The organism is Streptomyces sp. R28, from assembly GCF_041052385.1.
Classification (GTDB): domain Bacteria; phylum Actinomycetota; class Actinomycetes; order Streptomycetales; family Streptomycetaceae; genus Streptomyces.
On record NZ_CP163439.1, the window covers coordinates 4,044,132 to 4,068,684 of the forward strand.

The 24,553-nt window shown below is 69.9% G+C and carries 22 protein-coding genes and 1 tRNA gene; 11 read left to right on the forward strand and 12 right to left on the reverse strand.

What is annotated here, in order from left to right:
- Positions 1 to 51 precede the first annotated feature (51 nt).
- Positions 52 to 1,470, reverse strand: coding sequence for a peptidoglycan-binding protein (locus AB5J49_RS17835; protein ID WP_369169622.1), 1,419 nt, complete (start codon positions 1,468 to 1,470; stop codon positions 52 to 54).
- A 185-nt stretch (positions 1,471 to 1,655) separates the two neighbouring features.
- Between AB5J49_RS17835 and AB5J49_RS17840 the strand changes: the two genes are divergently transcribed.
- The 4 genes from AB5J49_RS17840 to AB5J49_RS17855 all read left to right on the forward strand — a co-directional run bounded on the left by AB5J49_RS17840 (position 1,656) and on the right by AB5J49_RS17855 (position 7,025).
- Positions 1,656 to 1,729: transfer RNA gene (locus AB5J49_RS17840), tRNA-Lys, on the forward strand.
- A 314-nt stretch (positions 1,730 to 2,043) separates the two neighbouring features.
- On the forward strand, positions 2,044 to 2,760 hold the full coding sequence (locus tag AB5J49_RS17845; RefSeq protein WP_369169623.1) for a FadR/GntR family transcriptional regulator: 717 nt from the start codon (positions 2,044 to 2,046) through the stop codon (positions 2,758 to 2,760).
- A gap of 324 nt (positions 2,761 to 3,084) precedes the next feature.
- Positions 3,085 to 5,091, forward strand: coding sequence for a glycosyltransferase family 2 protein (locus AB5J49_RS17850; protein ID WP_369169624.1), 2,007 nt, complete (start codon positions 3,085 to 3,087; stop codon positions 5,089 to 5,091).
- Positions 5,088 to 7,025 (forward strand): galactose oxidase-like domain-containing protein, encoded by a 1,938-nt coding sequence (locus AB5J49_RS17855; protein ID WP_369169625.1) that lies wholly within the window; start codon positions 5,088 to 5,090, stop codon positions 7,023 to 7,025. Before AB5J49_RS17850 ends, AB5J49_RS17855 begins: the two co-directional genes overlap by 4 nt.
- 105 nt (positions 7,026 to 7,130) lie before the next feature.
- Here AB5J49_RS17855 and AB5J49_RS17860 read toward each other — a convergent pair whose 3' ends face one another.
- Positions 7,131 to 8,162, reverse strand: coding sequence for a glycoside hydrolase family 6 protein (locus tag AB5J49_RS17860; RefSeq protein WP_369169626.1), 1,032 nt, complete (start codon positions 8,160 to 8,162; stop codon positions 7,131 to 7,133).
- Between the two features lie 266 nt (positions 8,163 to 8,428).
- On the opposite strand from AB5J49_RS17860, the gene AB5J49_RS17865 reads away from it, so the two are divergent.
- Positions 8,429 to 8,884, forward strand: a complete 456-nt coding sequence (locus AB5J49_RS17865; protein ID WP_369169627.1) for an ANTAR domain-containing protein — start codon at positions 8,429 to 8,431, stop codon at positions 8,882 to 8,884.
- 250 nt (positions 8,885 to 9,134) lie between these two features.
- Here the strand turns inward: AB5J49_RS17865 and AB5J49_RS17870 are convergent, their stop codons facing one another.
- The 5 genes from AB5J49_RS17870 to AB5J49_RS17890 form a co-directional block, all read right to left on the reverse strand.
- Positions 9,135 to 9,800, reverse strand: a complete 666-nt coding sequence (locus tag AB5J49_RS17870) for a class F sortase (RefSeq protein ID WP_369169628.1) — start codon at positions 9,798 to 9,800, stop codon at positions 9,135 to 9,137.
- Between the two features lie 2 nt (positions 9,801 to 9,802).
- Positions 9,803 to 10,333, reverse strand: a complete 531-nt coding sequence (locus AB5J49_RS17875) for a hypothetical protein (protein WP_369169629.1) — start codon at positions 10,331 to 10,333, stop codon at positions 9,803 to 9,805.
- A gap of 128 nt (positions 10,334 to 10,461) precedes the next feature.
- The gene (locus tag AB5J49_RS17880) at positions 10,462 to 11,241 is read right to left on the reverse strand and encodes an HAD-IIA family hydrolase (protein ID WP_369169630.1); all 780 of its coding nucleotides are present in this window, start codon (positions 11,239 to 11,241) and stop codon (positions 10,462 to 10,464) included.
- Between the two features lie 152 nt (positions 11,242 to 11,393).
- Complete coding sequence (locus tag AB5J49_RS17885) at positions 11,394 to 12,281, reverse strand: hypothetical protein (protein WP_369169631.1); 888 nt, start codon at positions 12,279 to 12,281, stop codon at positions 11,394 to 11,396.
- Between the two features lie 177 nt (positions 12,282 to 12,458).
- Complete coding sequence (locus AB5J49_RS17890; protein ID WP_369175174.1) at positions 12,459 to 13,577, reverse strand: ROK family protein; 1,119 nt, start codon at positions 13,575 to 13,577, stop codon at positions 12,459 to 12,461.
- Between the two features lie 198 nt (positions 13,578 to 13,775).
- Here AB5J49_RS17890 and AB5J49_RS17895 point away from each other — a divergent pair, with 198 nt between their 5' ends.
- Both AB5J49_RS17895 and AB5J49_RS17900 read left to right on the forward strand, forming a co-directional pair.
- The gene (locus AB5J49_RS17895) at positions 13,776 to 14,849 is read left to right on the forward strand and encodes a Gfo/Idh/MocA family oxidoreductase (protein WP_369169632.1); all 1,074 of its coding nucleotides are present in this window, start codon (positions 13,776 to 13,778) and stop codon (positions 14,847 to 14,849) included.
- Complete coding sequence (locus AB5J49_RS17900) at positions 14,846 to 15,373, forward strand: heme-degrading domain-containing protein (protein WP_369169633.1); 528 nt, start codon at positions 14,846 to 14,848, stop codon at positions 15,371 to 15,373. Before AB5J49_RS17895 ends, AB5J49_RS17900 begins: the two co-directional genes overlap by 4 nt.
- A 111-nt stretch (positions 15,374 to 15,484) precedes the next feature.
- Here the strand turns inward: AB5J49_RS17900 and AB5J49_RS17905 are convergent, their stop codons facing one another.
- From AB5J49_RS17905 to AB5J49_RS17920, 4 genes are all read right to left on the reverse strand, one after another.
- Positions 15,485 to 16,342, reverse strand: coding sequence for a fumarylacetoacetate hydrolase family protein (locus AB5J49_RS17905; protein ID WP_369169634.1), 858 nt, complete (start codon positions 16,340 to 16,342; stop codon positions 15,485 to 15,487).
- Positions 16,343 to 16,499: 157 nt separating this feature from the next.
- Complete coding sequence (locus AB5J49_RS17910) at positions 16,500 to 17,213, reverse strand: YidC/Oxa1 family membrane protein insertase (RefSeq protein ID WP_369169635.1); 714 nt, start codon at positions 17,211 to 17,213, stop codon at positions 16,500 to 16,502.
- Positions 17,214 to 17,328: 115 nt separating this feature from the next.
- Positions 17,329 to 17,640 (reverse strand): DUF6412 domain-containing protein, encoded by a 312-nt coding sequence (locus AB5J49_RS17915; protein WP_369169636.1) that lies wholly within the window; start codon positions 17,638 to 17,640, stop codon positions 17,329 to 17,331.
- 90 nt (positions 17,641 to 17,730) lie between these two features.
- Positions 17,731 to 18,525, reverse strand: coding sequence for a class E sortase (locus AB5J49_RS17920; RefSeq protein WP_369169637.1), 795 nt, complete (start codon positions 18,523 to 18,525; stop codon positions 17,731 to 17,733).
- A 383-nt stretch (positions 18,526 to 18,908) separates the two neighbouring features.
- Between AB5J49_RS17920 and AB5J49_RS17925 the strand changes: the two genes are divergently transcribed.
- The 3 genes from AB5J49_RS17925 (at position 18,909) to AB5J49_RS17935 (ending at position 21,916) form a co-directional block, all read left to right on the forward strand.
- Entirely contained in the window at positions 18,909 to 20,381 is a 1,473-nt protein-coding gene (locus AB5J49_RS17925) for a glycoside hydrolase (RefSeq protein WP_369169638.1), read from the forward strand.
- Positions 20,382 to 20,464: 83 nt separating this feature from the next.
- Positions 20,465 to 20,764: a hypothetical protein gene (locus AB5J49_RS17930; RefSeq protein WP_369169639.1), complete on the forward strand. Its 300-nt coding sequence runs from the start codon at positions 20,465 to 20,467 to the stop codon at positions 20,762 to 20,764.
- A gap of 138 nt (positions 20,765 to 20,902) precedes the next feature.
- Entirely contained in the window at positions 20,903 to 21,916 is a 1,014-nt protein-coding gene (locus AB5J49_RS17935) for an SEC-C metal-binding domain-containing protein (RefSeq protein ID WP_369169640.1), read from the forward strand.
- A 109-nt stretch (positions 21,917 to 22,025) separates the two neighbouring features.
- Here the strand turns inward: AB5J49_RS17935 and AB5J49_RS17940 are convergent, their stop codons facing one another.
- Positions 22,026 to 22,793, reverse strand: coding sequence for an SDR family NAD(P)-dependent oxidoreductase (locus AB5J49_RS17940; RefSeq protein WP_369175175.1), 768 nt, complete (start codon positions 22,791 to 22,793; stop codon positions 22,026 to 22,028).
- Between the two features lie 332 nt (positions 22,794 to 23,125).
- Here AB5J49_RS17940 and AB5J49_RS17945 point away from each other — a divergent pair, with 332 nt between their 5' ends.
- Positions 23,126 to 24,379 (forward strand): IS256 family transposase, encoded by a 1,254-nt coding sequence (locus AB5J49_RS17945; protein ID WP_369169641.1) that lies wholly within the window; start codon positions 23,126 to 23,128, stop codon positions 24,377 to 24,379.
- The last annotated feature ends 174 nt before the right edge of the window (positions 24,380 to 24,553 follow it).

Below are 24,553 nucleotides of genomic sequence, written 5' to 3' on the forward strand. Positions count from 1 at the left end.
CTCCAGCCTCCGCGCCAGATGCGTCACAACGGTGGTGGTCGCGATGTCGGGTTACGAGAAGAGCCGCCGCCAGGTCTCCGGCCCCGGATAGCCGTCCGCCGCGCCGCCCCGCCAGCCCTGGGCACGCTGGAACGCCTCGACGCCGCGCCGGTCCGCCTCGCCCCAGCGCATCCCCGGCCCGGTCTTGTAGTGCTTGCCGAACCCCTTCTTCACCAGCTGTTTGCCGAGCTGGGCGACATACTTGTTGCTGACGCCGGGCCGGAACATCGCCCGCCCCGGATAGCCCGGCACTCCGTGCGAGGCGGGTGACGCGGGTGACGTGGACGACGCCGCCGACGCCGGCGACGCGTCCGACGCGGGGGCACCGTGCCCGCCCAGCCACGTGGCCTGGATGTTCCTGCCCTTGCCCGTCACCAGCAGCGCCCACGTCCGCGGCCCCGGAAACCCGTCCGCGTCCCGGCCCCGCCAGCCCTGCGCCAGCTGGAAGGCCCGCACGGCCCGGCGGTCCATGTCCGACCAACGCGGCCCCGGCCCCACCGTGTAGTACCGGCCGGCGCCGCGCTCGACGAGCATGCGGCCCAGCTCGGTGACGTACTTGTTGTTGGCCCCGGGACCGAAATAGGCCTGCCCCGGGTAGGGCGCCCCGCGCTCGGGGTCCTCCGGCTTGGCGGTGTCCGGTTGCCCGGTGTCCGACTGCCCGGTTTCCGGTTGCCCGGTTTCCGGTTTCCCACCCGTCGCGCCGCCCGCGAGTCCCTTGTACCGATAGGCCAGATAGCGGTCGGAGTGGCTCCAGTAGGCGTACGGGGTGGCCTGTCGGCGGACATGCGGGCGGGTCGCCTCGTAGGCGACGTAGTAGCTGTGCGTGTAGTCCGTCCAGCCGCCGAAAATGACGACGTGCGAGCCTTTCTCGGGGTCCGCCGGATTGTGGAACAGCAGAATGTCACCGGGCTGGAGATCCTCCTTCGAGATTCGTACGCCGTACTGGTCGAGGCTGCCGGTCCATTCGTTCCCGGGCAGCTTCCAGGCCATCGAGACGAAGCCGGAACAGTCCTGCCGGTATCCGTCCGACCAGTACTTGTACATGCTGTACGGCACCCTCGCGGCGACCCATTTCTTGGCCCTCCTGATGATCTCCGCACGGGTGGTGGCGGGCGTCTCGACCACGCCGCCCGGCTTGACCGGCCGCCCGCCCGGGCCGTGCAGCGGAGCCTTGCCACCCTGGGGCGTCTCGGGCTCGTCACCTGCGGGAACGCTCGGTCGATCGGGGGCGTGGGGGGCGGCGAGGGCCGGGGCCGTGTGACCGACGGCGAGGGTCGTGGAGGCGGCTGCGGCGAGGATCAGCGCCCGGTGGGCGGCCGGGTGACGGCCGGTCGTGGAATGCGGCAGAACGCGTCGCCAGTGAACGCATCCGGGGCAGTCGCAGTCACTCGCCGGATCGAATTCCTCGAATACCGGAGCCCGAGTCCCCATGCGATTCCCCTCACACTCCAGTGGCAAATGTCCGCGGCTGTACACTCCGTCAGTTTCTCAACTGTCTTCCGGACTCGCATGTTGACGGTCCGAATGGTTTACGACCGCCCCGGCACCCCCCGACGGCCCCGCACCCGCGGTCAGGAGCACCCCGAACGGTCATGTAGAGTTACCGACGTCAGCACGCGCCGCTAGCTCAGTTGGTTAGAGCAGCTGACTCTTAATCAGCGGGTCCGGGGTTCGAGTCCCTGGCGGCGCACAGACACCGAAGGCCCTCCGTCACCGCGGAGGGCCTTCGCTTTGCACCCGAGTCCCCCCGAGCCCAGCACAAGCGGCTGGGGGTCCGGGGGTCACCCCCCGGGAAATGCAGCATCAGCGGGTCCGGGGTTCGAGTCCCTGGCGGCGCACAGACACCGAAGGCCCTCCGTCACCGCGGAGGGCCTTCGCTTTGCACGCGAGTCCCCCGGGGAATGCAGTTGCGGGGGGGGCTCCGCCGCCCCCACCCCCTTCAGACCCGAAGCCCCTCGTGCAAGCGAGGGGCTTCCGGTGTGTTTGGCCGGATACCCTCTGGCCATGGCAGCGCGCGACCTTCACGAGCGGATCAAGAAGCTCATCATCGACCGCCGGCTCCCCTCCGGGGCCCCGCTGCCGACGGAGCCCGAGCTGATGGCGCATCTCGGCGCCAGCCGGAACTCCGTGCGCGAGGCGCTCAAGGGCCTGCAGGCGATGGGCATCGTCGAGATCCGGCACGGGTTCGGGACGTACGTCGGCACGATGTCCCTGGCGCCGATGATCGAGGGCCTCGCCTTCCGCACGGTCGCCGGGCACTACCGGGGCGAGGACACCCTGCTCCAGCTGGTGCAGCTGCGGGAGGCCGTGGAGACGGGGCTGGTGTCCCGGCTCGCGGGACGGATCCCGGACGCCGACCTCGTTGAACTGGACGCGCTCGTCGACCGTATGGAAGAGCAGGCGGCACACGGCGGCGACGGCATCGCCGAGACCGACCGGGCGTTTCACGCCACTCTCTACCGAGGGCTGGACAACGCGCTGCTGGGCGAGGTCATGGAGGCGTTCTGGGACGCGTTCCACCGCGTCCACACCGATCTCGGAGGCGCCCCGCAGGATCCGCTGGTCACCTGCCGACAGCACCGGGAGATCGTGGACGCGGTGCGGTCGGGCGATGCGATACGGGCGGAGGAAGCCATACGAGAGCACTTCGGCAACATCCGGGCCCGCGTGTCCACAACGGGTACACAAGACCCCCACGGCTGCCACAATGAGCGCGTATGACCGGTAAACACCTCGTTTCGCATCTTGCGATCATGTGGAACGACGTAGAACTCTGGTGATTGGGTTTTCAAGATGCTGCGGATACGCGGCAGTTGGGGGGAATGGAGCCGGTTGCCGGTTTTTGGCGGGGAGTAGGGGGCCCCGTTCATGACCGCATGCCGAGGGGGGCATGATGCAACCGGAAGGTCGCTGTTCCATGTCTATGGTGGAGAAGATGTGGTGACTGCGGCCCACCACTGATACGCCTGTGGAAGGTCGAGGGGGACCTGAGCAGTCGTAAAGGAACCGACAGACACGCGGTGACTGCGTGTGGGGGGATGACTCATGACGTCGACGCCGACGGGCGCCCGGCAGAACTTCGACCCGTCTCAGACAACTCAACTCAGAGTGCCTTCGCAGACACGGACCGGCGCGTTCCGCCGGATCAAGAAGACGCTGCCGAAGTACGACTACGAGCACTACAGCCGGCTGGCCGGCCCCCTCACACAGCCCGACCCGAACAAGCCGTACCGGGTCCAGTACCGCTCGCTGATATCGCAGGAGCCGCACCGGATCAGGGTCGCCCTGATGCTGGCGGCCGCTCCGCTGCTGTCGCTGGTCCTGCTGTTCTGGCTGCTGCAGCCCGAGCACTGGACCGAACGCGACTATCCCGCCTTCGACTTCCTGCCGGCGCTCGACATCGTGATGCTCGTCTCGATCGGTCTGATCGAGTTCTTCCGCTGCATGAACGTGCTGTCGAACGCGCACGCCACGCTGGTCGCCCGCGACCCGATCCCGGTGGTGCCGGAGACCGGCACGAGAGTGGCCTTCCTCACCTCCTTCGTGCCCGGCAAGGAGCCGCTGGAGATGGTGACGAAGACCCTGGAGGCGGCCGTCAAGCTGCGCCACCGGGGTCTGATGCACGTCTGGCTGCTGGACGAGGGCGACGACCCGGAGGTCAAGGAGGTGTGCGCGCGGCTCGGTGTGCGCCACTTCTCCCGCAAGGGCGTCGCCAAGTGGAACCAGGCCAAGGGCCCGCACCGCGCCAAGACCAAGCACGGCAACTACAACGCCTGGCTCGACGCGCACGGCGACGACTACGACTTCTTCGCCTCGGTCGACACCGACCACGTGCCGCTGCCCAACTACCTGGAGCGGATGCTCGGCTTCTTCCGGGACCCGAACATCGGCTTCGTCATCGGCCCGCAGGTCTACGGCAACTACGACAACTTCGTCACCAAGGCCGCCGAATCGCAGCAGTTCCTCTTCCACGCCCTCATCCAGCGCGCCGGCAACCGCTACGGCGCCCCGATGTTCGTGGGTACGTCGAACGCCGTACGCATCAAGGCGCTCAAGCAGATCGGCGGCCTGTACGACTCGATCACCGAGGACATGGCGACCGGCTTCGAGATCCACCGCCACAAGAACCCGGCGACGGGCAAGAAGTGGCGCTCGGTGTACACGCCGGACGTGCTCGCCGTCGGTGAGGGCCCGAGCGCCTGGACGGACTTCTTCACCCAGCAGATGCGCTGGTCGCGAGGGACGTACGAGACGATCCTCAAGCAGTACTGGAAGGGCTGGTACTCGCTGCCGCCGAGCAAGCTCTTCAACTACACGATGATGATCATCTTCTACCCGATGTCGGCCCTGAACTGGATCCTGGCGGCGCTGAGCTGTGCGCTGTTCCTGGGCCTGGGCGCCTCGGGTGTGAACATCGACCCGACGATCTGGCTGATGCTCTACGGCAACGCCTCCGCGCTCCAGATCGGCCTCTACGTCTGGAACCGCCGCCACAACGTCTCACCGCACGAGCCGGAGGGCTCCGGCGGTGTGGCCGGCATGGTGATGTCCGCGCTGTCGGCGCCGCTGTACGCCAAGGCGCTGATCGACTCCGCGCTGCGCCGCAAGAGCAAGTTCGTGGTCACGCCCAAGGGCGACTCGGCCAGCCCCGACCGGTGGTTCGGGACGTTCCGGTACCACTGGTACTTCATCGTGATCTTCGGCGCCTCGATCACCGCCGGTTTCGTCTACGGGCACTCGCACCCCGCGATGATCACCTGGGCGATCTTCGCCATGCTGGTCACCGCGACGCCGATCTTCGCCTGGCGGTACATGCTGCGGCAGGAGAAGAAGAGGCCCGTGGCGACCGTTCCGGCCCAGCCGGCGCCGGCTCAGGCCGTGTCGTACCAGCCACAGCCACAGCCACAACCGCTGCCCGCGCAGCACACGCCGCACGCCGGGCACACCCCGCATGCGCCGCAGCAGAAACCGAGTTGGGCCGCGTCTTCCGGCAGCGGCACCGACCAGACCATGCAGATCGCCCTTGGTGGACTTGGGGGACGTAAGGAATGAACGACCGTGCAGGCCGCCGCCGCGCCCGTCGACTCGCGATAGGTACGGCGGTGGTACTCGCGCTGGCCGGAATGAACGGGCCGTGGCTGTACCGCGTCGGCACCGAGAAATACCACCAGTACCAGATCAACAAACCCGAGTACAAAGCCGACAACGGCAAGTGGGAGGTCGTCGACTTCCCGGAGGAGTACCGCCAGAACACCATCCACGCGGCGCTCCTGCACACCGGCAAGGTGCTGCTGATCGCGGGCTCGGGCAACAACCAGGACAACTTCGACGCGAAGAAGTACGACACCCGGATCTGGGACCCGGTCAAGGGCACGATCAAGAAGGTGCCGACGCCGAACGACCTGTTCTGCACCGGCCACACCCAGCTGTCCAACGGCAACCTGCTGATCGCGGGCGGTACGAAGCGGTACGAGAAGCTGAAGGGTGACGTCACCAAGGCCGGCGGCCTGATGATCGTCCACAACGAGAACCCGGACCGGCCGATCACGCTGCCCGCGGGCACCAAGTTCACCGGCAAGGAGAACGGCAAGACCTTCGTCTCCAAGGACCCGGTGCTGGTGCCGCGTGCGAAGAAGGTCTTCGACGAGGCGACCGGCAAGTTCCTGCGCAACGACCCCGGTCTCGGCCGGATCTACGTCGAGGCGCAGAAGAAGGGTTCCGAGTACCAGACCGGCACCCAGGACAACTACCGGATCCAGGGCCTGACCGGCACCGACGCGCGCAACACGTACGGCATCGCGCAGAAGATCGCCCTCGACAAGAAGGACTTCCAGGGCATCCGGGACGCCTACGAGTTCGACCCGGTCGCCGAGAAGTACATCAAGGTCGACCCGATGCACGAGGCCCGCTGGTACCCGACGCTCACCACCCTGGGCAATGGCAAGGTCCTCAGCGTCTCCGGCCTCGACGACATCGGCCAGCTGGTGCCGGGCAAGAACGAGGTGTACGACCCGAAGACCAAGAAGTGGACGTACCTGCAGAAGGTCCGGCAGTTCCCGACGTACCCGGCGCTGTTCCCGCTGGAGAACGGCAAGGTCTTCTACTCGGGTTCGAACGCGGGCTACGGTCCTGACGACGTGGGCCGCGAGCCCGGCATCTGGGACGTCGACACCAACAAGTTCAGCAAGCTGCCCGGGCTGAGCGACGCCAAGCTGCTGGAGACCTCGGGCACGGTGCTGCTGCCGCCCGCGCAGGACGAGAAGTACATGGTGATCGGCGGCGGGGGCGTCGGCGAGTCCAAGGACTCCAGCAACAAGACGCGGATCATCGATCTCCAGGCGGACGACCCGAAGTTCGTGGACGGGCCGACGCTGGAGAAGGGCACGCGGTATCCGCAGGCCTCGGTGCTGCCGGACGACACCGTGCTGGTGTCGGGTGGTTCCGAGGACTACCGGGGCCGTGGCGACTCCAACATCCTCCAGGCGCGGATCTACCACCCGGACACGAACACCCTCGACCAGGTCGCCGACCCGCTGGTGGGCCGGAACTACCACTCGGGGTCGATCCTGCTGCCCGACGGCCGCGTGATGTTCTTCGGCTCGGACTCGCTGTACGCCGACGCGGCGAACACCAAGCCGGGCAAGTTCGAGCAGCGGGTCGAGATCTACACGCCGCCGTATCTGTACCGGGACGCGCAGCCGTCGCTGTCGGGCGGCCCGCAGACCATCAAGCGCGGTGGGACGGGTACGTTCACCTCGCGGCACGCCTCGTCCATCGAGAACGTGCGGCTGATCCGGCCGAGCGCGTCGACGCACGTCACGGATGTCGATCAGCGGTCGGTCGCGCTGGACTTCAAGAAGTCCGGAGACAAGATCACGGTGAGCGTTCCGACGAACCGGAACCTGGTTCCGTCGGGCTGGTACATGCTGTTCGTGACGGACGACCAGGGGACGCCGAGCAAGGCGCAGTGGGTGAGAGTCCCTTAGCCCCGTAGTCCCGTAGTCCCGTAATCCCGTAGCGATTCGGCAAGCACTTGGGGGCGCCCTCCGTGACGGAGGGCGCCCCCAAAGCGTGTACGGGCTGTACAGGGCCTACTTGCTGGCCTTGGCGAGGCTCAGGGCGTACTGCGCCCACCACTCGCCCGCCTTCGGACCGCCCTTGCACTCGCCGTCCGACTCGCCCGGGCGCTTGACCCACACGTACGCGTCGACGAGCGGGTCCGCCGTCTTGGTCGTCGGCGTCTCCCCCAGCGCGCGGCCCGGCGGGTTGCACCAGACCTCGTCCGGCTTGCCCCCGGTGAAGGGGCCGTTGCCGTTGCGGCTGGTGTCGATCACGAAGGGCTTGTTGCCCACCTTGGCGGAGAGTTCCTTGCCGTACGCGATCGAGTCCTGGGTCGTGTAGAAGTTGGAGACGTTGACCGAGAAGCCGTCGGCCTGGTCGATGCCCGCCCGCTTCAGGGGCTCGAAGATCTGGTCGGGGTGGCCCCAGCCGGCGTTGCCCGCGTCCAGGTAGACCTTGGTGTTCTTCAGGGCCTTGAGCTTGGCGACGGCGCCGCTCAGGAGGTCGTAGCGCTCCTCGTGGTACTCCTGGGCCGTGCAGTTGTCCACCATGTGCAGCACCGCGTCCGGCTCCAGGATCACCGTCGCCTCACGGTCGCCGATGCCCTTGGCGACGCTGTCGACGAACGCCCGGTAGGCGTTGCCGTCGGCGGCGCCGCCCTCCGAGAACTGGCCGCAGTCGCGGTGCGGGATGTTGTAGAGGACGAGCAGCGCTCTACGGCCCGCCTTGTCGGCGGCCTCGGTGAAACCGCGCGCCTGCTGCTCCGGGCTCTCCGGGCTGATCCACTCGCCCGTCGGCTGCTCCGCGATCTTGCGGATCTGCTCGGCGTCCTCCTTCTTGCCGGCCTTCTCGAAGGCCGTCACCTGCTCTGCCGCGTTGCCGTCCGGGTTCACCCAGAACGGGTCGGTCTCCTTGGGCTGTTGACTGATCCCGGCGCCGGCGTTGTCCTCCGGCTCCTCGCCGTCCCCGGAGGACGAACAGCCCGCGATCAGCAGTGCCGCCCCCAGCACCACCGCGGACGTCCGCACGCGAGCGCCCCTCCAGGCCCCCCTCTTCAGGTACATCCAGCTCCCCCTCGGGTGCACTGTTCCAAGGCTCAATCCTGACATACGTGTCGTGGGGCCCACGAGGTCGCCAAGCCTTGTCGGGGAGCTGTTACAGCCACCGCGCCGGCTCCGATGAGCGGGGTAGGGCGCGCGTCCGTAAGGGGCGGCATCCACAGGGGAACGGGGGAAGGGAAGTGGGCGGTCATGCACCAGTCCACCCGGGAGATCCGGCTGGCACAGGCGTTGGTGGAGTCGGCGGACACCCGTTCGAGGACGGCCGGACGGTGTCGCCGGCGGCGAGCGGCGCGCATCGGCGGGTCGCGACGGAACTGCTTCAGGCCCAGCGCGACGGCGGGCCCTGCCTGGACAGTTACGGCTCCGGCCGGCCGGTGCCGCCGGTCTCGATCAGGGCGGCCCGGGAAGCCGCCCGCTGGCCGCAGTTCACCGAGCGGGCGCTCGCCCACGGCATCGCCGACTGCGCGGCCCTCGGACTGCGGAACAACACGACGTACGCCCAAAGCCGTGCCCTCGCCGATCAGTTGCAGCGGGCGCTGTCCAGCAGGGTGCGCATCGAGCAGGCCAAGGGCATGCTCGCCGAGCGCTGGAACACCGCGGCCGACCACGCCTTCGTGGCGATGCGGCAGTACGCGCGCCGCCATCGGCTGCCCCTGGACCGGGTCGCGGACGACGCCGCGCTGCGCAGGGAGGCGGAGCGCGCGGACGGCGAGGGACGTGCGTAGACCCCTTTGACCTTCCTCTAGGCCCCGGCCGTCATCCGTTCTACAGTCTTCTCCTTACGGTCTTCTCCTTACAGTCTTCTGCGGACGACCCCAGCCCCCGGTCGGACGATCCCCACTCTGGTCACGCGAAGCCTCCCGCGTCGGTCGCCGGGTCACTCCCGCAGCCCGTGCGCGCGCGGTCGAGGACCAGCCCGGTCGGCGGCTTCGGGGGGAGCGGGCCGTCGACCGGGCCAGGTACGCCCCGGGTCCCTCACAGCCCCGTGCCGGTGAGGTACGCCGAGACGATCACGTTCGCCGGGTAGCTGCGGGTCGTCCGGTCGAACGTGCCGCCACAGGTGATCAGGCGCAGTTCGGCCCGTCCCAAGCGGTGGGCTCCGTAGGCCTGCCGGGCGTCGAAGCGGTCGCGGGCGACGACCTGGACGTCGTCCACGGTGAACTCGGCGAGCTTGCCGTCGTCGCGCAGCACCCGCACCGTGGCGCCCGGCTTCAGCGCGCTGATCCGGTGGAAGACGGCGGGCCGGGTCCGGGTGTCGGCATGCCCCACCATCAGCGCGGCCCCGGCGGCCCCCGGCTTCACCCCGGCCGCGTACCACCCGACGGCGCCGGCCTGGCCGTAGGGCGGCGGTTCGATCGCGCCCCGCGGGTCGAGGCCCCGGGCGATGACCGGTGCCTGCACTTCGAGGCCCGGTATGTCGAGGCGCTGTGGGAGCGCGTCCCCCAACGGCCGTGCCGCGGGCGGCAGTTGCACCTCCGGTGGCCGTCCGACCGCCGCGACGTCGCCCGACACCGGTGCGGACATGCCCTGCCCCACGTCGCTGACCTCCCGGCCCCACTGCCACAGCCCGAGCAGCAGCACGACCCAGGCCACACCCATGAGGAGGCGGCCACCGTAGGCGGGGCGTTCGTGGTCGGCCACGGTCAGCGGGGGTCGCGTCTGCGGCGGGCGCTGCGCAGCGCCACGGCGGTGGCGGCGACGCCCGCGAGGACCAGCCCGGTCACGGTGTGCGCCGTGCCGGGACCGGCCGCGCGGGCGTCCACGACGGCGGCGTGTGCGGTGCCCCCGCCACCTGCCGGGACGGGCGCCACGGGAGAGGCGGGAGCCGAGGGCTGCGCCCCTTGCCGTACGACGGTGACGGCGCCCGTGCGGGACGCGGCCCCGCAGGCGACCTTCACGTCGTACGTGCCCGCCGTGAGCGTGGAACGGACGCGGCTCTCGCCGACGAGGGTGCCGTCCGCTGCGGGGGTCAGGCGGGCGTCGGCGACGAACGCGGCGGAGGCGGGCGTGGCGGTCTTCTGAGGGCAGCCGCTCATCCGCAGCACGACGTCGCCGCCCGGTCGGGGGGACGCCGGACTGACCGAGACACCCCCGTCCGCCGCGTAGGCCGCCGGGGTGGCGGCAACCGCACCCAGGGCGGCGATCGCACAGAGAGTGACCCGCAGTGATGCCATCGTGAACCTCCAGATATCTGGAGACTCCCCCCGGGGCACCGGCCCCGCATCCTCAGCAGGGCCGGACTGCTCCGTACGGGTCGTGTTCCGGGCCGGCTGCCACGCGGCGGAGCCGCTGTCTGCCGCAGTCAGATCCGGTCGACGAGGTCCGCGATCGAGTCCACGATCTTGGACGGCCGGTACGGGAAGTTCTCCACCTGCTCGGGCCGGGTCAGTCCGGTGAGCACCAGGAACGTCTGCATCCCGGCCTCCATGCCGGCCAGCACGTCGGTGTCCATCCGGTCGCCGATCATGGCGCTGGTCTCGGAGTGGGCCCCGATGGCGTTCAGTCCGGTCCGCATCATCAGCGGGTTCGGTTTGCCCGCGAAGTACGGCCGCTTGCCGGTCGCCTTGGTGATCAGCGCGGCCACCGCACCGGTCGCCGGGAGCGGGCCCTCGGCGGAGGGGCCGGTCTCGTCGGGGTTGGTGCAGATGAAACGGGCGCCGTTGTTGATGAGCCGCACGGCCTTGGTCATGGCCTCGAAGGAGTAGGTGCGGGTCTCACCGAGGACGACGTAGTCCGGCTCGTGGTCGGTGAGGATGTAGCCGATGTCGTGCAGCGCGGTGGTCAGGCCCGCCTCGCCGATGACGTACGCCGAGCCGCCGGGACGCTGGTCGTCGAGGAACTGGGCGGTGGCCAGCGCCGAGGTCCAGATGTTCTCGAGCGGCACTTCCAGGCCCATGCGGTTCAGCCGGGCGTGCAGGTCGCGCGGGGTGTAGATCGAGTTGTTGGTGAGGACGAGGAAGGGCCTGCCGGACTCACGCAGCTTCTTGATGAAGGCGTCGGCGCCGGGGATCGGGACGCCCTCGTGGATGAGTACACCGTCCATGTCGGTGAGCCATGACTCGATGGGCTTGCGGTCTGGCATGTTCGCGATCTCCTGCCGTGCGTGCTGCGTGAGCCCCACCCTAAGCACAGGCCCGATCTTCAGGGAACGGTCAGCTTCCAGCGGCTTCCTTCCATTCATCGACGTACGTGGTGAGGTTCTCGCCGATGTCGTCCCCGACGGGGAGGGCCGGCTCAGCGACGCCTGCGGGCGACCAGCAGCGCGGCGCCGGCCAGGAGCATGGCCACGGTGGCGGTGAGGGTGGCGCCGTGGGGTGTGGTGAGGCCGGTGCGGGCGAGTTCGTCGGCGAGGCTGAGCTGGTTGCGGGCGCTGCCCGTGCCGGGGGTCGCCGAGGGGGCCGGGGAGGTGGAGGCGGCGGGGGCGGCCGAGGCGTGCCGGCCTGCCGGGGCGGTCGGGTCGGCCGCAGCGGACGGGTCGGCCGCAGCGGACGGGTCGGCCGCAGCGGACGGGTCGGCTTCGATGGTGAAGCGGTAGTCGTTGGACTGGCCGACCCAGTCGCCGTCGCGGTCGTGGCGCTGCACGACGGCCGCGTTGGCGGTGATCTCGTTCGGTGCGGCGTCCGAGGTGATGGCGAGCCGGACCTTCACGGTGACGGTCTTGCCGGGACCGACGGTGAAACCGGGGAAGCCGCCGAAGGCGCCGACGAGTTCGTCCTCGTCGGTGGTCTCGAAGCGGACGGTGTGGGGGCGGGCGGCATCGGGGGCGACGCCGGTCCGGCCGCCGTCCGAGCTGCCGCCCTGGTTCCCCTTCGGGATGTCGTAGAACTCCAGGCGGGGCTGGGACGGCTTCAGGGTCCGCTTGCCGTCGACGAGGACGACGACGGGGTGGATGCCGGTGCAGGTGCGGCCGGTCGTGTTGGTGAGGTCCAGGTACCAGGTGCCGAAGCCGCCACCGGCCGCGTAGGAGGCGGGTCCGCCGTGGAGGCGGGTGGTGAGGGGGAAGGCCCCGTCGTCGGTGGCGCAGCTGGGAAGCGCGGCGAGCGGTTCCGCGCGCACCGGGGGCGCTGCGGCGAGGAGGGCGGCTGCTGCGAGGCAGAGGGAGGCGGGTGAGTGCAGTCGCATGAACACATGACCATGCCGGGTGGGGGCGGCTTCCGGGCGGTGCCATTCCGTACGGCCCCGCAAGTCCCCTCGATCAGCGCACGGCCATCAGCCCACCGGGATCAACGCATGGGGGTCAGCCCACCGGGATCAGCCCACCGGGATCAACGCACATCGAGCAGCGCCGGCGCACCGCCCTCACCCCTCCGCCCGCCCGAACAACGGCGCCAGCAGCAGCTGAGCCGCCCCCTCGGCGACCCCCCGCCCCCCGCTGGAGGCGACCCGCACCGGCACCGCGTCTCCGCCCGCGCGCCGGGCGCGTTCGTCGAGGACGGCGGCGACCCCGCGTACGAAGGTGTCGGGCGCGGCGGCGACCGTGCGGCCGCCCAACAGGACCACGTCGACGTCGAGCAGCGCGACCAGGTTGCCGGCCGCGGTGCCGAGCACGCGGGCCGCCTCCGCCATGTCGCCGCGCGCCACGGCGGCCAGGCACAGCGCCTCGACGCAGCCACGGTTGCCGCACCCGCAGGGCGGCCCATCCAGCTGGACGACCTGGTGCCCGAACTCCCCGGCTCCCGTACGGGTGCCCCGGTGCACCGCTCCCCCGATCACGAGCCCGCCGCCGAGCCCCGCACCGAAGTGGAGATAGGCGAAGGACGCGAAGGCCCCGGCCTCTCCCCCGACCGCGAGCCCGAGGGCGGCGGCGTTGGTGTCCTTGTCGACGACGACCGGGAGGGAGAGGCGCCGCGCGAGCACGTCCCGCAGCGGGAAGCCGTTCCACTCGGGGAACCCGGTGACCCGGTGCAGCACACCGCGCCGATGGTCGAGCGGCCCGGGCAGCGCCACGCCGACACCGAGCACGGCACCCGGCCGCCGTCCAGCCCCGGCTGCCCCGGCTGCCCCGGGCGCCAACTCCCCCAACTCCCCCAGCTCCCCCACCTCACGCACCGCCCGCTCAACGACCGTCGCCGCACCGGCTCCCAGGTCCAGCGGGGTCCTGCGCTGCGCGACCACGGCTCCCGTCAGGTCACAGAGCACGGCCGTCAGCTCGTCCCGGTCCAGATGCACCCCCACCGCATGCCCGGCCTCCGGCACCAGCCGCAGCACCGTACGCGGCTTGCCCCCCGTCGACGCCCGGCGCCCCGCCTCCGCCGCGAGCCCCTCCTCGCGCAGCCGGGCGGTGATCTTGCTGACCGCCTGCGGGGTGAGGCCGGTGCGCTCGGCGAGTTCGAGCCGGCTGATGCCCTCGGAGCCGGCCGTGCGCAGCAGGTCGAGCACGAGCGCGGTGTTGTGACTGCGCAGGGCGCCCAGCCTCATCGAATTGCGGCTGGGCCGCGCGGCGGAGCCGACCCTGACGTCAGCCGTGCTGCCGACCCTGCCGTCAGCCGTGCTGTCGGCCGTGCCGCCCATCGTGGTGCCCGCCGCCCGGCCGTCGGCGCCGTCCTTCGTCCTGTTCACGCCGCCCATTGTCCCTGGCGCTTGCACTTTGGCAACAGCGTTGCGAAAGTGGGCGTCATGAGTGCTACTCCCCTCCGCGTCGGCCTGGTCGGCTACGGCCTCGCCGGCTCCGTCTTCCACGCCCCGCTGATCGCCACCACCGAGGGGCTCGCCCTGGACACGGTGGTCACGTCGAACCCCGAGCGGCAGAAGCAGGCCCGCACCGAGCACCCGGACGTCCGGGTCGTCGCCACCCCCGACGGGCTGCTCGCCCGCGCCGACGACCTCGACCTGGTGGTCATCGCGTCCCCGAACAAGACGCACGTCCCGCTCGCGACCGCCGCCCTGAAGGCGGGCCTCCCGGTCGTCGTGGACAAGCCGATCGCCGGCACGGCGGCCGAGGCACGCGAGCTGGCGGCGCTGGCCGAGGAGCGCGGCCTGCTCCTGTCCGTCTTCCAGAACCGCCGCTGGGACAACGACTTCCTGACCCTGCGTCGGCTCCTGGCCGAGGGTGAGCTGGGCGACGTATGGCGCTTCGAGTCCCGCTTCGAGCGCTGGCGGCCGCAGCCCAAGGGCGGTTGGCGGGAGTCCGGCGATCCGGCAGAGATCGGAGGTCTGCTGTACGACCTCGGCAGCCATGTCGTCGACCAGGCGCTGGTCCTGTTCGGCCCGGTCACGCAGGTGTACGCCGAGTCGGTCGTCCGCCGCCCCGGCGCCGAGGCGGACGACGACACGTTCATCGCCCTCACGCACACGAACGGCGTCCGCTCCCACCTGTACGCCTCCGCGACGGCCGCCCAGCTCGGCCCCCGCTTCCGGGTACTGGGCTCGAAGGCGGGCTATGTGAAGTACGGCCTGGACCCGCAGGAGGCGGCACTGCGGGAGGGGCAGCGCCCGGACACCGCTGCCGAGTGGGGTACGGAACCCGAGTCGATGTGGGGCCGAGTGGGCTCCGGCGCTTCGCCCCTGACGGGCGGCGGCCGCGTCGAACCCACCCTGCCCGGCGACTACCCGGCCTACTATGCGGCCGTGGCAAAGGCTCTGCTGGACGGCGGACCCAACCCGGTGACGGCGCTGGAGGCGGCATCCGCCCTCGGCGTACTGGAGGCGGCGCGTCGTTCGGCCCGTGACGGAGTGGCGGTGAAGCTGTGACGCACAAGCAGTCGCACCAGACGCACAACCCTGAACTCACCCCGAGGTTCCACCCGGAAATCACCCCGCCCCTGGAGGAGCTGGAGGCCCAGGAACGCCGTCTGGTCTTCCCTCGGTTCACCTACGACGACGCCTGGGCCCTCGGCTCCCTCCTGGTCGAGATGGCCCGCGAGCGCCAGGCCCCGGTCGCCATCGACATCCACCGCGCGGGCCAGCAGCTCTTCCACGCGGCCCTGCCCGGCTCCACTCCCGACAACGACGCCTGGATCGCCCGCAAACGCCGGGTGGTGGAGCGCTACGGCGCCTCGTCGTACGTCGTCGGCGCCCGCTTCCGGGCCAAGGGCACGACGTTCGAGGACTCGTCCCGCCTGGACCCGGACACCTACGCGGCCCATGGGGGCTCGTTCCCGGTCAACGTCGAGGATGTCGGGGTCATCGGGTCGGTGACGGTGAGCGGGTTGCCGCAGCTGGACGACCACAGGTTCGTGGTGGAGGCGCTGGAGGCCTTCTTGAGTAAGCAGTAGGCGAAACGCCCTGTTTTCAGGCTTTCAGGGGCGCGGGGAACTGCGCGAGCAACCACGAACCATCCGCGGCTGACGAACAACCGCAGTTCCCCGGCTCTCCCAGCGGAGCGCCTACGCGTCCTTGAACTCCTGCCGCTGCCGACCGAGCCCCTCGATCTCCAGCTCGACCACGTCCCCGGCCCGCAGGAACGGCTTCGGCTCGGGCTCCCCCATGGCCACTCCCGCCGGCGTACCCGTGTTGATGACGTCACCGGGATACAGCGTCATGAACTGGCTGACGTACCGCACGACTTCCGCCACCGGGAAGATCTGCTCGGCCGTGGTCCCGTCCTGCTTCAGCTCGCCGTTGACCCACAGCTTCAGCGAGAGGTTCTGCGGATCCGGCACCTCGTCCGAGGTCACCAGCCACGGCCCGAGCGGGTTGAACGTCTCGCAGTTCTTCCCCTTGTCCCAGGTCCCGCCCCGCTCGATCTGGAACTCCCGCTCGGACACGTCGTGCGCCACCGCGTACCCGGCGACATGCGCGAGCGCCTCCTCGGCCGACTCCAGATACCGGGCCGTACGCCCGATGACGACCGCGAGCTCGACCTCCCAGTCGGTCTTCACCGACCGCCTCGGCACGAGCACCGTGTCATGGGGGCCTACGACGGTGTCCGCGGCCTTGAAGAAGATGACCGGCTCGGCGGGCGGCTCGGCGCCGGTCTCGCGGGCGTGGTCGTGGTAGTTCAGCCCGATGCACACGATCTTGCCGATCCGTGCCACCGGGGGCCCGACCCGCAGCCCGGTCGCGTCCAGCGCGGGCAGCTCGCCGGCGTCCGCGGCGGCGCGGATCCGGCCGAGCGCGGCGTCGTCGGCGAGCAGCGGTCCGTCGATGTCCGGCACGACGCCCGACAGGTCCCGCAGGGTCCCCTCGGCGTCGAGCAGAGCGGGACGCTCCGCTCCGGCCGTACCGACTCGCAGCAGCTTCATGATCACAATCTCCCTCGATCGCGGGCGCCCGCCGATGGGTGCAGCCATCGGAGGACTGGTCGATCGTCCAAGGTCTACGGCCATCCCGCAATACCCGGTTCACGTACTGGACCGTAGGCCCGCAGTACCCGCAGTACCCGCGGGCCAGTGAATCGGCTCAGCGATAGAGCGCGGCCCGCTCCACCGCGCTCCACGTCGTGCTGGTCACCACGTACAGCGCGGCCGCCAGCGGCACCACGGCCACGGTGAAGAGCGTGAAGAAGGACATGAACGGCATCACCTTGCTCACGGCCCCCATCCCCGGCACCGGCTCACCGCCGGCCACCGGCACCGCCGGATTCGCGGCCATCATCCGCTTGGTACGGCGGTAGTTGAACACGGCGACGCAGGCGACGACCACGAACAACCCGAGATACACGAGCCCCGCGCCCCCGAACACCCCGCCATCGCCGAGCGCGTCCTTCCAGTGGTCACCGAGGGGCGCGGCGAACAGCTGGTGCGTGAGCAGTTCGTTCACCTGCCCGCCGATCGTCGTGTTCGAGAACAGGTGGTAGAGCAGGAAGAACGCGGGCAGCTGGAACAGGCTCGGCAGGCACCCGGACAGCGGGGACACCTTCTCCTCGGCGTGCAGTGCGAGGACGGCCTCCTGCAGTTTCTCGGGGTTCTTCGCGTGCTTCTTCCGCAGCTCGGCGATCTTCGGCTGCAGTTCGGTCCGCGCCTTCTGCCCACGCGCCGCCGCGCGGGACAAGGGGTGGACGAGGAGTCGTACGAACGCGGTGAACAGGACGATCGCCGCGGCGGCCGCGGACCCGCCGAACAGGGGTTGGAGCAGGTCGGCGAGGTGCTGAACAAGGTCGGCGAAAACGGACATGTGTGAGCCCTCCGAGGGTCTCGTCGTGCCGGAGTGATGAGCGAGATGCCGGGATTCGGCATGGCGGCATGACGACCCGCGCGGGGGTCACCTACATCTGTGCGTGCGTGGTGCCCTACGCGACGGTCGCCGGGAGGGCGTGCCCGGGTGCCCTGGGCCGTGGCCGGCCCGAGGCGTCGGGGTCGCGTTGCGGCAGGAAGGCCGTACGGCGGGCCCGGTCGCGGATGGCCGTACGCACCCGGGTGGGCGGCACGGCGGGCGCGGCGCGTGAGGCGAGCAGGGAGCAGACGGCGAACGCGGAACCGGCGGCGGCGGTCGCGGCGAGCGCGACGGTCGCGGAGAGGCTGCCGGTGTCGAGCAGCGCGATCTCGAGGAGGAGGAGCAGCAGCACGGCGGCGGGACGCAGATCCGCCCACTTCCGCGTCATCGGTGCCCCTCCCCTCGTACGGCTCGCTTCGTAGACCGGGCATTGCGCCGGGCTTTGCGCCGGGCTTTCCGCACGGCGCTCGTCCTGATGTTACCGGGGCCGCATGGAGACCAGCTTGCCCCACACCACCAGCCGGTACCTGGACGTGTACTCCGGCGTGCAGGTGGTGAGGGTGAGGTAGTAGCCGGGCTCGTCGTAGCCGTAGGCGGGCCTGACGGTGGAGCGCGGGATCGGCCGGATCACGCTCCCGTCATGGGCGGCGGTCCGCGGCAGCGTCTTGTCGACGGCGTACGTGTACGTCGCGCTCCGCGTCTCGACCCGCACGGTGTCCTTGGGTGCGAGCCGGTTGATGTACCGGAAGGGCTCACCGTGGGTGTTGCGGTGCCCGGCGAGGGCGAAGTTGCCGGCCTGGCCCGGCTGTTGGGTGCCGGGGTAGTGGCCGACGTAGCCCTTGTTGAGGACGCCGCTCTTGCTGACGCCCTCGGCGACGGGGACGCGGAGGTGGAGGCGGGGGATGGTGAGGATGGCGTAGGCCTGGGACCAGTCGGGCTCCGGGGCGGGGGTGACGGCGAACCGGCGCCGGTCGCCGGCGGGCTGCTCGGGCAAGGTGGTGCCGGTGGACGCGGGCGCGGGCGGAGTCGTAGCCGCCGGTGCAACCGCTGCACGGGAGTCGCCGCCTCCCCCGTCCCAGGCCCGCTCCAGCGCCCTGACCTCCCGGTCGGCGCCCGCCCTGGCCTCCCGGTTGGTCCACCACACCTGGTGGACGACCAGCAGCAGGAGCACCACCCCGACGGTGACGAGAACCTCCCCGCCGCCCCACAGCACGCGCCGCCGCAGGGCACGCCGCCGAAGACCGCTGTGCTGCACGACGCGAACCCGCACCATCCGAGAGCCTCCTCCACCGGGGCCGCCCCGCCCGCACGGCAAAGGGGCGGGGCGCACGATAAGGGGCGGGGCGCGAGGTCTCCAGAGCCGTACGCACACCGGTCCCGATGGCCGTCCGTACGCGGGTCCCGATGCCCCTGCGCACACGGGTCCCGAGGCCCCTGCGCGCACCGGTTCCGATGCCCCTGCCGACCTCGCTCCAGATGCCCCTGCGCACCCCGGCGTGTCCGGCCCCCCGAACACTTCCTCCACAGGTTTGAGAAAGGGCTGTCGGAACTCTCGACAACCTCATACGCCACACCCGATGCTTCCTGTCGGCATCAGCGGGACAGGCCACGACGCCGGTTCGACGACGACCGGCCGTTGAACGAAGCGGAGAAGTCATGATCCGACGCAGAACTCTGCTGGCGGCGACAGGCGGCGCATTCCTCGGCAGCGCCCTGGCGACCGGCACCGCACACGCGGACGCCACGATCGCCGTCAACCCCGGCACGTCGTACGGCACCTGGGAGGGCTGGGGCACGTCCCTGGCCTGGTGGGCCAACGTGTTCGGCAGCCGGAACGACTTCGCCGACCTCTTCTTCACCACCAACTCGGTGACCTACAACGGCACGACACTGCCCGGCCTCGGCCTCAACATCGCCCGCTACAACCTCGGCGCGTGCAGCTGGAACACCGTCAGCGGCGAGTCGATGGTCAAGTCGGCGAACATCCCCGGCTTCAAGCAGATCGAGGGCTTCTGGCAGGACTGGAACAACGAGGACCCCGCCTCCTCGGCCTGGGACTGGACGGCGGACGCCAACCAGCGCGCGATGCTGCAGAAGGCGACGCAGCGAGGCGCGACGACCGAGCTGTTCGCGAACTCCCCCATGTGGTGGATGTGCAAGAACCACAACCCGTCGGGTGCCGCGGACGGCGGCAACAACCTCCAGACCTGGAACTACCGCCAGCACGCCTCCCACCTGGCGGCGACCGCGCTGTACGCCAAGAACAACTGGGGCGTGAACTTCGCGACGGTCGACCCGTTCAACGAGCCGGCCTCCACGTGGTGGACCGCCACCGGCACCCAGGAGGGCTGCCACATGGACCCGGCGGTCCAGGCGGCCGTACTCCCGTACATGCGCAGCGAGTTGGACAAGCGAGGCCTGACGGGCACCCGCATCTCGGCCTCCGACGAGACGAACTACGACACGGCCCGCTCGACCTGGGCCGCCTTCGGCTCCTCGACCAAGGCCCTGGTCAACCAGGTCAACGTGCACGGCTACCAGGGCTCGGGCGGCCGCAGGGACCTGCTCTACACGGACGTGGTCACCACATCCGGCAAGAAACTCTGGAACTCGGAAACGGGCGACAGCGACGGCACCGGCCTGACCATGGCGTCCAACCTCTGCTCCGACTTCCGCTGGCTGCACCCGACGGCGTGGGTCTACTGGCAGGTCATGGACCCGTCGACGGGCTGGGCGATGATCGCGTACGACGCGAACACCTTGCAGCCGACGACGATCCAGACGAAGTACTACGTGATGGCCCAGTTCAGCCGCCACATCCGCCCGGGGATGCGGATCCTCGACACGGGCGTGAGCTACGCGGCGGCGGCCTACGACGCGTCGGCGCGCCGCCTCGTGATAGTCGCGGTGAACACGTCGACGTCGGCGCAGACCCTCACCTTCGACCTGTCCCGCTTCACCACGGTCTCCGGCGGCTCGGGCGGCGTGGTCCCGCGCTGGAACACGGTGACGACGGGCGGGGACCAGTACCGGGCGTACTCGAACACGACCCTGAGCGGGAAGTCGGTGGCGGTGCCGTTCGCGGCGAAGTCGGTGCAGACGTTGCAGATTGACGGGGTGGTGATCTGACCAGCGGCAAAGCGGACGAGGAAGATGAGCGCGGGCGCCGGCACGGCCTGCTGGCGCCCGCCCTGGCGAACCTGGCCCTGGGCGTGCCCGCGACCATCCCGCTCTACCTGGCGTACCGGCTGTGGACCGAGTACGCGCCATTGAGCTGCGACGCCTTCGCGACCAGGCCGGACATGTCGAACTGCGACCACCACACGCTCGATCACGCGCCCGTGATGATGTTCCTGCTGACAGTGACCGGGGCCCTGCTGCTGATCCTGCTCCTGGCGGTGGACGTCCTGGGCCCACGCCGCCGCGGCGACGCCCGCCCGGGCAGGTGGCTGACCATGACGACGCTGATCCCGGTCCCGTTCCTGGTGCTGCTGTGCCTGGCCAAGGCGTGAACGCATGCAAGCGTGGAGGCATGAAGGCGTGAAGGCCACCACGGCACACACCGCCGCCCGCCTCGACCAGGCAATATCTACCCCGTCTTCTCCCCTCCGTCCTCTCCTCCGTCAGCCATGGGCAGTACGGTGTCCCCCATGCGCCCCGACACGCCTGCCGAAAACGTCGACCACACCGCCGAAGCGGCACGCCTGGAGCGAACCGCCGGCCTCTACCCCGAGGACGCCGAGGCCCTGCTCCTCCAGGCCGCGGCCCACCTGGAACTGTCCGGTGACCGCCCCGCCGCGACCGCGCTCTACGACAGCCTGCTCTCCTCATCCGTCGCCTTGGAGAACCCGTACCTGGTACGAGCCCTCAAGGCCTCGAACCTCTGGGAGTACGGCCACGAGGCGGAGGCGAGGGCGATCATCGAAGGCGTCCGAGCGGCCTCCCCTCGCGACCCGGCGCCGTGGGTGATCGTCGCGGAGGCCCTGGAGTCGCACGACGAACTGGAGCAGGCGCAGGAGACGTTCACGGAAGGCGCCCGCCTCCTCCTGACGGACGTCCCGGAGCCCCCGTACTCCGCGCGTCCGCTGATGTTCGGCCGCCATCGCGTACGCCGCATGCTGGGCCTGGCCCACGACGAGTGGGACACCCTGGCGGACACCCTCCACTCGATGCCGATCTCCCTGGACGAACTCCACGACCCGAAGCGCGTCTGGTCCCTCGGCTCGGAGAACCCGGCGGAGCTGGAGGCGGAGATCTCGCGACTGCGGGCGGAACTGGGCGCGTATCGGGAGGCGCTGTCCCGGCCGTTCCCGGTGGCGGTCCTGCACTGGACAGCGGGTGAGCTGACGGAACTGGTAGCCGCGTATCCGTCGCTGGCGGCGGAGTACCCCTCGCTTGAGGAGCACCTGGCGACGATAGAGGCGTCCTTGAGGGAGCTGTCGGCTTCGGGCACGCCCAACCTTGGGATCGTGACGGGGACGGTGCCGTCGTACGAGGCCTTTGCCGCGTCGGAAGGGGCATCGCCTCAGGACGTGACGTTGCTGCCGCAGTATGCGACGACGCTGGCGGCGCGGGGGCGGGCTGCGGCTTGGCCGCCGCAGCGGGGGGCTGGGTGTTGGTGTGGGTCGGGGCGGGTTTATGGGGAGTGCCACGGGGTGGAGTAGGGCGGGGTGGAGTAGGGCGGGGTGGAGTAGGGCGGGGTGGAGGGCGTAGGACGGAGCATCCCGCCACCCTCCCCACTTACGACACGTCCGGCACACCAGACATAAGGGGCTAACCCTGCCTCATCGCGTCCGAGATGGACTTCACGCCGCCGTGCGCGGTGAGGCCTCCGCCCACGGGAATCTCCGCTCCCGTGATGAAGGAGGACGCGTCGGAGAGGAGAAAGACGACCAGCGGCGCGATGTCGTCGACGGTGCCGCTACGGCCCAGCGGGGTCTCACGGATGGTCGTCTCCCGGAAGGCCGGGGTGGCGGCGGCGGTCATCTCGGTCTCGATGTATCCGGGGTGAACGGTGTTGACGCGAATACCCCGCGGCCCCAGCTCCATCGCCGCGATCTTGGACACCCCGCGCAGGGCCCACTTGCTGGCGGTGTACGCCACGGGGTAGTAGCCGGTGAGCGCGACGGACGACCCGACATTGACGATGGCCGACCCGGGCGGCATCAGCGGGGAGAGGTACTGGATACCGAGCAGCAGCCCGGTCGCGTTCACCGCGTGGACGTGAGCGAAGTCCTCGGGGCGGACCTCGCCGAGGCGGTCGCGCTGGATGACGGCGGCGTTGTTGACCAGGCCGTGGACATGGCCGTACGTCTCACGCAGGTCGGCGGCGAGAGCGGCCCAGTCGGTTTCGCTGGCGACATCCAGGCGACGGCAGTTGCTGCCGTCCGACTGTATGTCGGTGGCGATGACTTTGGCCCCGGCCTGTTCCAACGCCTTGGCTTCGGCGGCACCTTGGCCTCGGGCTGCGCCGGTTACGACTATGACCTTGCCGGTCAGGGGCTGGGTCGGCTGGTCGTCGCCTTCGAAGATCTGCGTCAGGTCGGGCTTGTGGCCTCCCAACAATGCGATGCCACGCGACGCCCGACGTCTGTTGCCGGCACGCCCCTGACCGTGCTGGATCCAACGATGCACCGGTCCTCAAGGGGCTGCTCCACATCCTCCTTGGTGGTGGTTGGGCCAGTCATCGACGATAGAGGATTCGGCCAGTCTCGGGGATGAGGACGTCAAGCAAACAGGACCGGTACTGCAGAGCAATGCTCATGACCTGTGGATCGGCCTCGGGTTGGACGCGAAGGGCGTACCTTCCCGAGTGATCGACTTCTGGTCATCGAGCAGGCCGACGTTGCACCGTCGGTCGGGAAGGCACGCCCGTGCTGAGCGTAGTGAATGCAGATGGAACGACCGGGACCGGCTCCCTGATCGACGACATCGTCCGCGAGGGCGCGCGGCGGATGCTGGCCGCCGCTCTGGAGGCTGAAGTCAACTCCTACATAGCCGATTTGGCCGACCAGCGAGACGAGAACGGGCGCCGTCTGGTGGTCCGCAACGGCTATCACCAGCCCCGCTCCGTGACCACCGTGGCCGGGACGGTCGAGGTGAAGGCCCCTCGCATCAACGACAAGCGCATCGACGAGGCAACCGGCGAGCGCAAGCGGTTCTCCTCGGCGATCCTGCCGCCGTGGTGCCGCAAGTCCCCGAAGATCAGCGAGGTGCTGCCGCTCCTCTACCTCCACGGGCTGTCCAGCGGGGATTTCGTGCCCGCGCTCGAGCAGTTCCTCGGCTCCTCGGCCGGCCTGTCACCGGCCACCGTCACCCGGCTGACCACCCAGTGGCAGGCCGACCACAAGACGTTCAGCGAGCGCGACCTGTCCGCCACGGACTACGTCTACGTCTGGGCCGACGGCATTCACCTGCGGATACGCCTGGAGGACGCGAAGGCCGCGGTCCTGGTCGTCATGGGCGTGCGCGCGGACGGCACCAAGGAGCTGATCGCGATGGCCGACGGCTACCGCGAGTCCTCGGAATCCTGGGCGAGCCTGATGCGGGACTGCCAGCGGCGCGGCATGCGCGCTCCCGTCCTCGCCGTCGGCGACGGCGCCCTCGGCTTCTGGAACGCGTTGAACGAGGTCTTCCCCGAAACCCGGCACCAAAGATGCTGGGTTCACAAAACGGCCAACTGCCTCGACAGCCTCCCGAAGTCGGCCCAGCCCGCGGCGAAGAAGGCCATACAGGACATCTACAACGCCGAGGATAAGGAGCACGCGGCCGCCGCGGTCAAGGCGTTCGCCAAGCAGTACGGGGCAAAGTTCCCCAAGGCCGTCAAGAAGATCGTCGAGGACGAGGACGAGCTGCTGGCGTTCTACGACTTCCCCGCCGGGCACTGGATCCACCTGCGGACAACCAACCCGATCGAGTCGACCTTCTCGACCGTCCGTCTGCGGACCAAGGTCACCAAGGGGGCCGGCTCCCGGGCCGCCGCCCTGGCGATGGTTTTCAAGCTCGTCGAGTCCGCCCAGGCCCGCTGGCGAGCCGTGAACGCACCCCACCTCGTCGCCCTCGTCCGAGCAGGGGCCCGCTTCGAACGAGGCGAACTCGTCGAACGCCCCGAAGCTCACGCAGCCTGAACTACCTCACGATCCACAGGATTTGACTATTCCTCGGTACTGCATCCTTTGCGGCTGAGTGCGGGTCAGGCCAGCATGTCGGGGCAGCACAGCCAGGGCGTCCGCGTCAGCCACCGTTACCCAGAACGGCCATGTGTTGTCGGTGCTCGCTGATAGAACATGTGCATCGCCCAG

Coding starts and splice junctions, on each gene's coding strand:
- AB5J49_RS17905 (WP_369169634.1), bottom strand. CDS start 16,342: ATGAAGCTGCTGCGAGTCGGTACGGCCGGAGCGGAGCGTCCCGCTCTG.
- AB5J49_RS17890 (WP_369175174.1), bottom strand. CDS start 13,577: ATGAGGCTGGGCGCCCTGCGCAGTCACAACACCGCGCTCGTGCTCGAC.
- AB5J49_RS17850 (WP_369169624.1), top strand. CDS start 3,085: ATGACGTCGACGCCGACGGGCGCCCGGCAGAACTTCGACCCGTCTCAG.
- AB5J49_RS17835 (WP_369169622.1), bottom strand. CDS start 1,470: ATGGGGACTCGGGCTCCGGTATTCGAGGAATTCGATCCGGCGAGTGAC.
- AB5J49_RS17860 (WP_369169626.1), bottom strand. CDS start 8,162: ATGTACCTGAAGAGGGGGGCCTGGAGGGGCGCTCGCGTGCGGACGTCC.
- AB5J49_RS17855 (WP_369169625.1), top strand. CDS start 5,088: ATGAACGACCGTGCAGGCCGCCGCCGCGCCCGTCGACTCGCGATAGGT.
- AB5J49_RS17925 (WP_369169638.1), top strand. CDS start 18,909: ATGATCCGACGCAGAACTCTGCTGGCGGCGACAGGCGGCGCATTCCTC.
- AB5J49_RS17935 (WP_369169640.1), top strand. CDS start 20,903: ATGCGCCCCGACACGCCTGCCGAAAACGTCGACCACACCGCCGAAGCG.
- AB5J49_RS17915 (WP_369169636.1), bottom strand. CDS start 17,640: ATGACGCGGAAGTGGGCGGATCTGCGTCCCGCCGCCGTGCTGCTGCTC.
- AB5J49_RS17910 (WP_369169635.1), bottom strand. CDS start 17,213: ATGTCCGTTTTCGCCGACCTTGTTCAGCACCTCGCCGACCTGCTCCAA.
- AB5J49_RS17895 (WP_369169632.1), top strand. CDS start 13,776: ATGAGTGCTACTCCCCTCCGCGTCGGCCTGGTCGGCTACGGCCTCGCC.
- AB5J49_RS17920 (WP_369169637.1), bottom strand. CDS start 18,525: ATGGTGCGGGTTCGCGTCGTGCAGCACAGCGGTCTTCGGCGGCGTGCC.
- AB5J49_RS17885 (WP_369169631.1), bottom strand. CDS start 12,281: ATGCGACTGCACTCACCCGCCTCCCTCTGCCTCGCAGCAGCCGCCCTC.
- AB5J49_RS17875 (WP_369169629.1), bottom strand. CDS start 10,333: ATGGCATCACTGCGGGTCACTCTCTGTGCGATCGCCGCCCTGGGTGCG.
- AB5J49_RS17845 (WP_369169623.1), top strand. CDS start 2,044: ATGGCAGCGCGCGACCTTCACGAGCGGATCAAGAAGCTCATCATCGAC.
- AB5J49_RS17880 (WP_369169630.1), bottom strand. CDS start 11,241: ATGCCAGACCGCAAGCCCATCGAGTCATGGCTCACCGACATGGACGGT.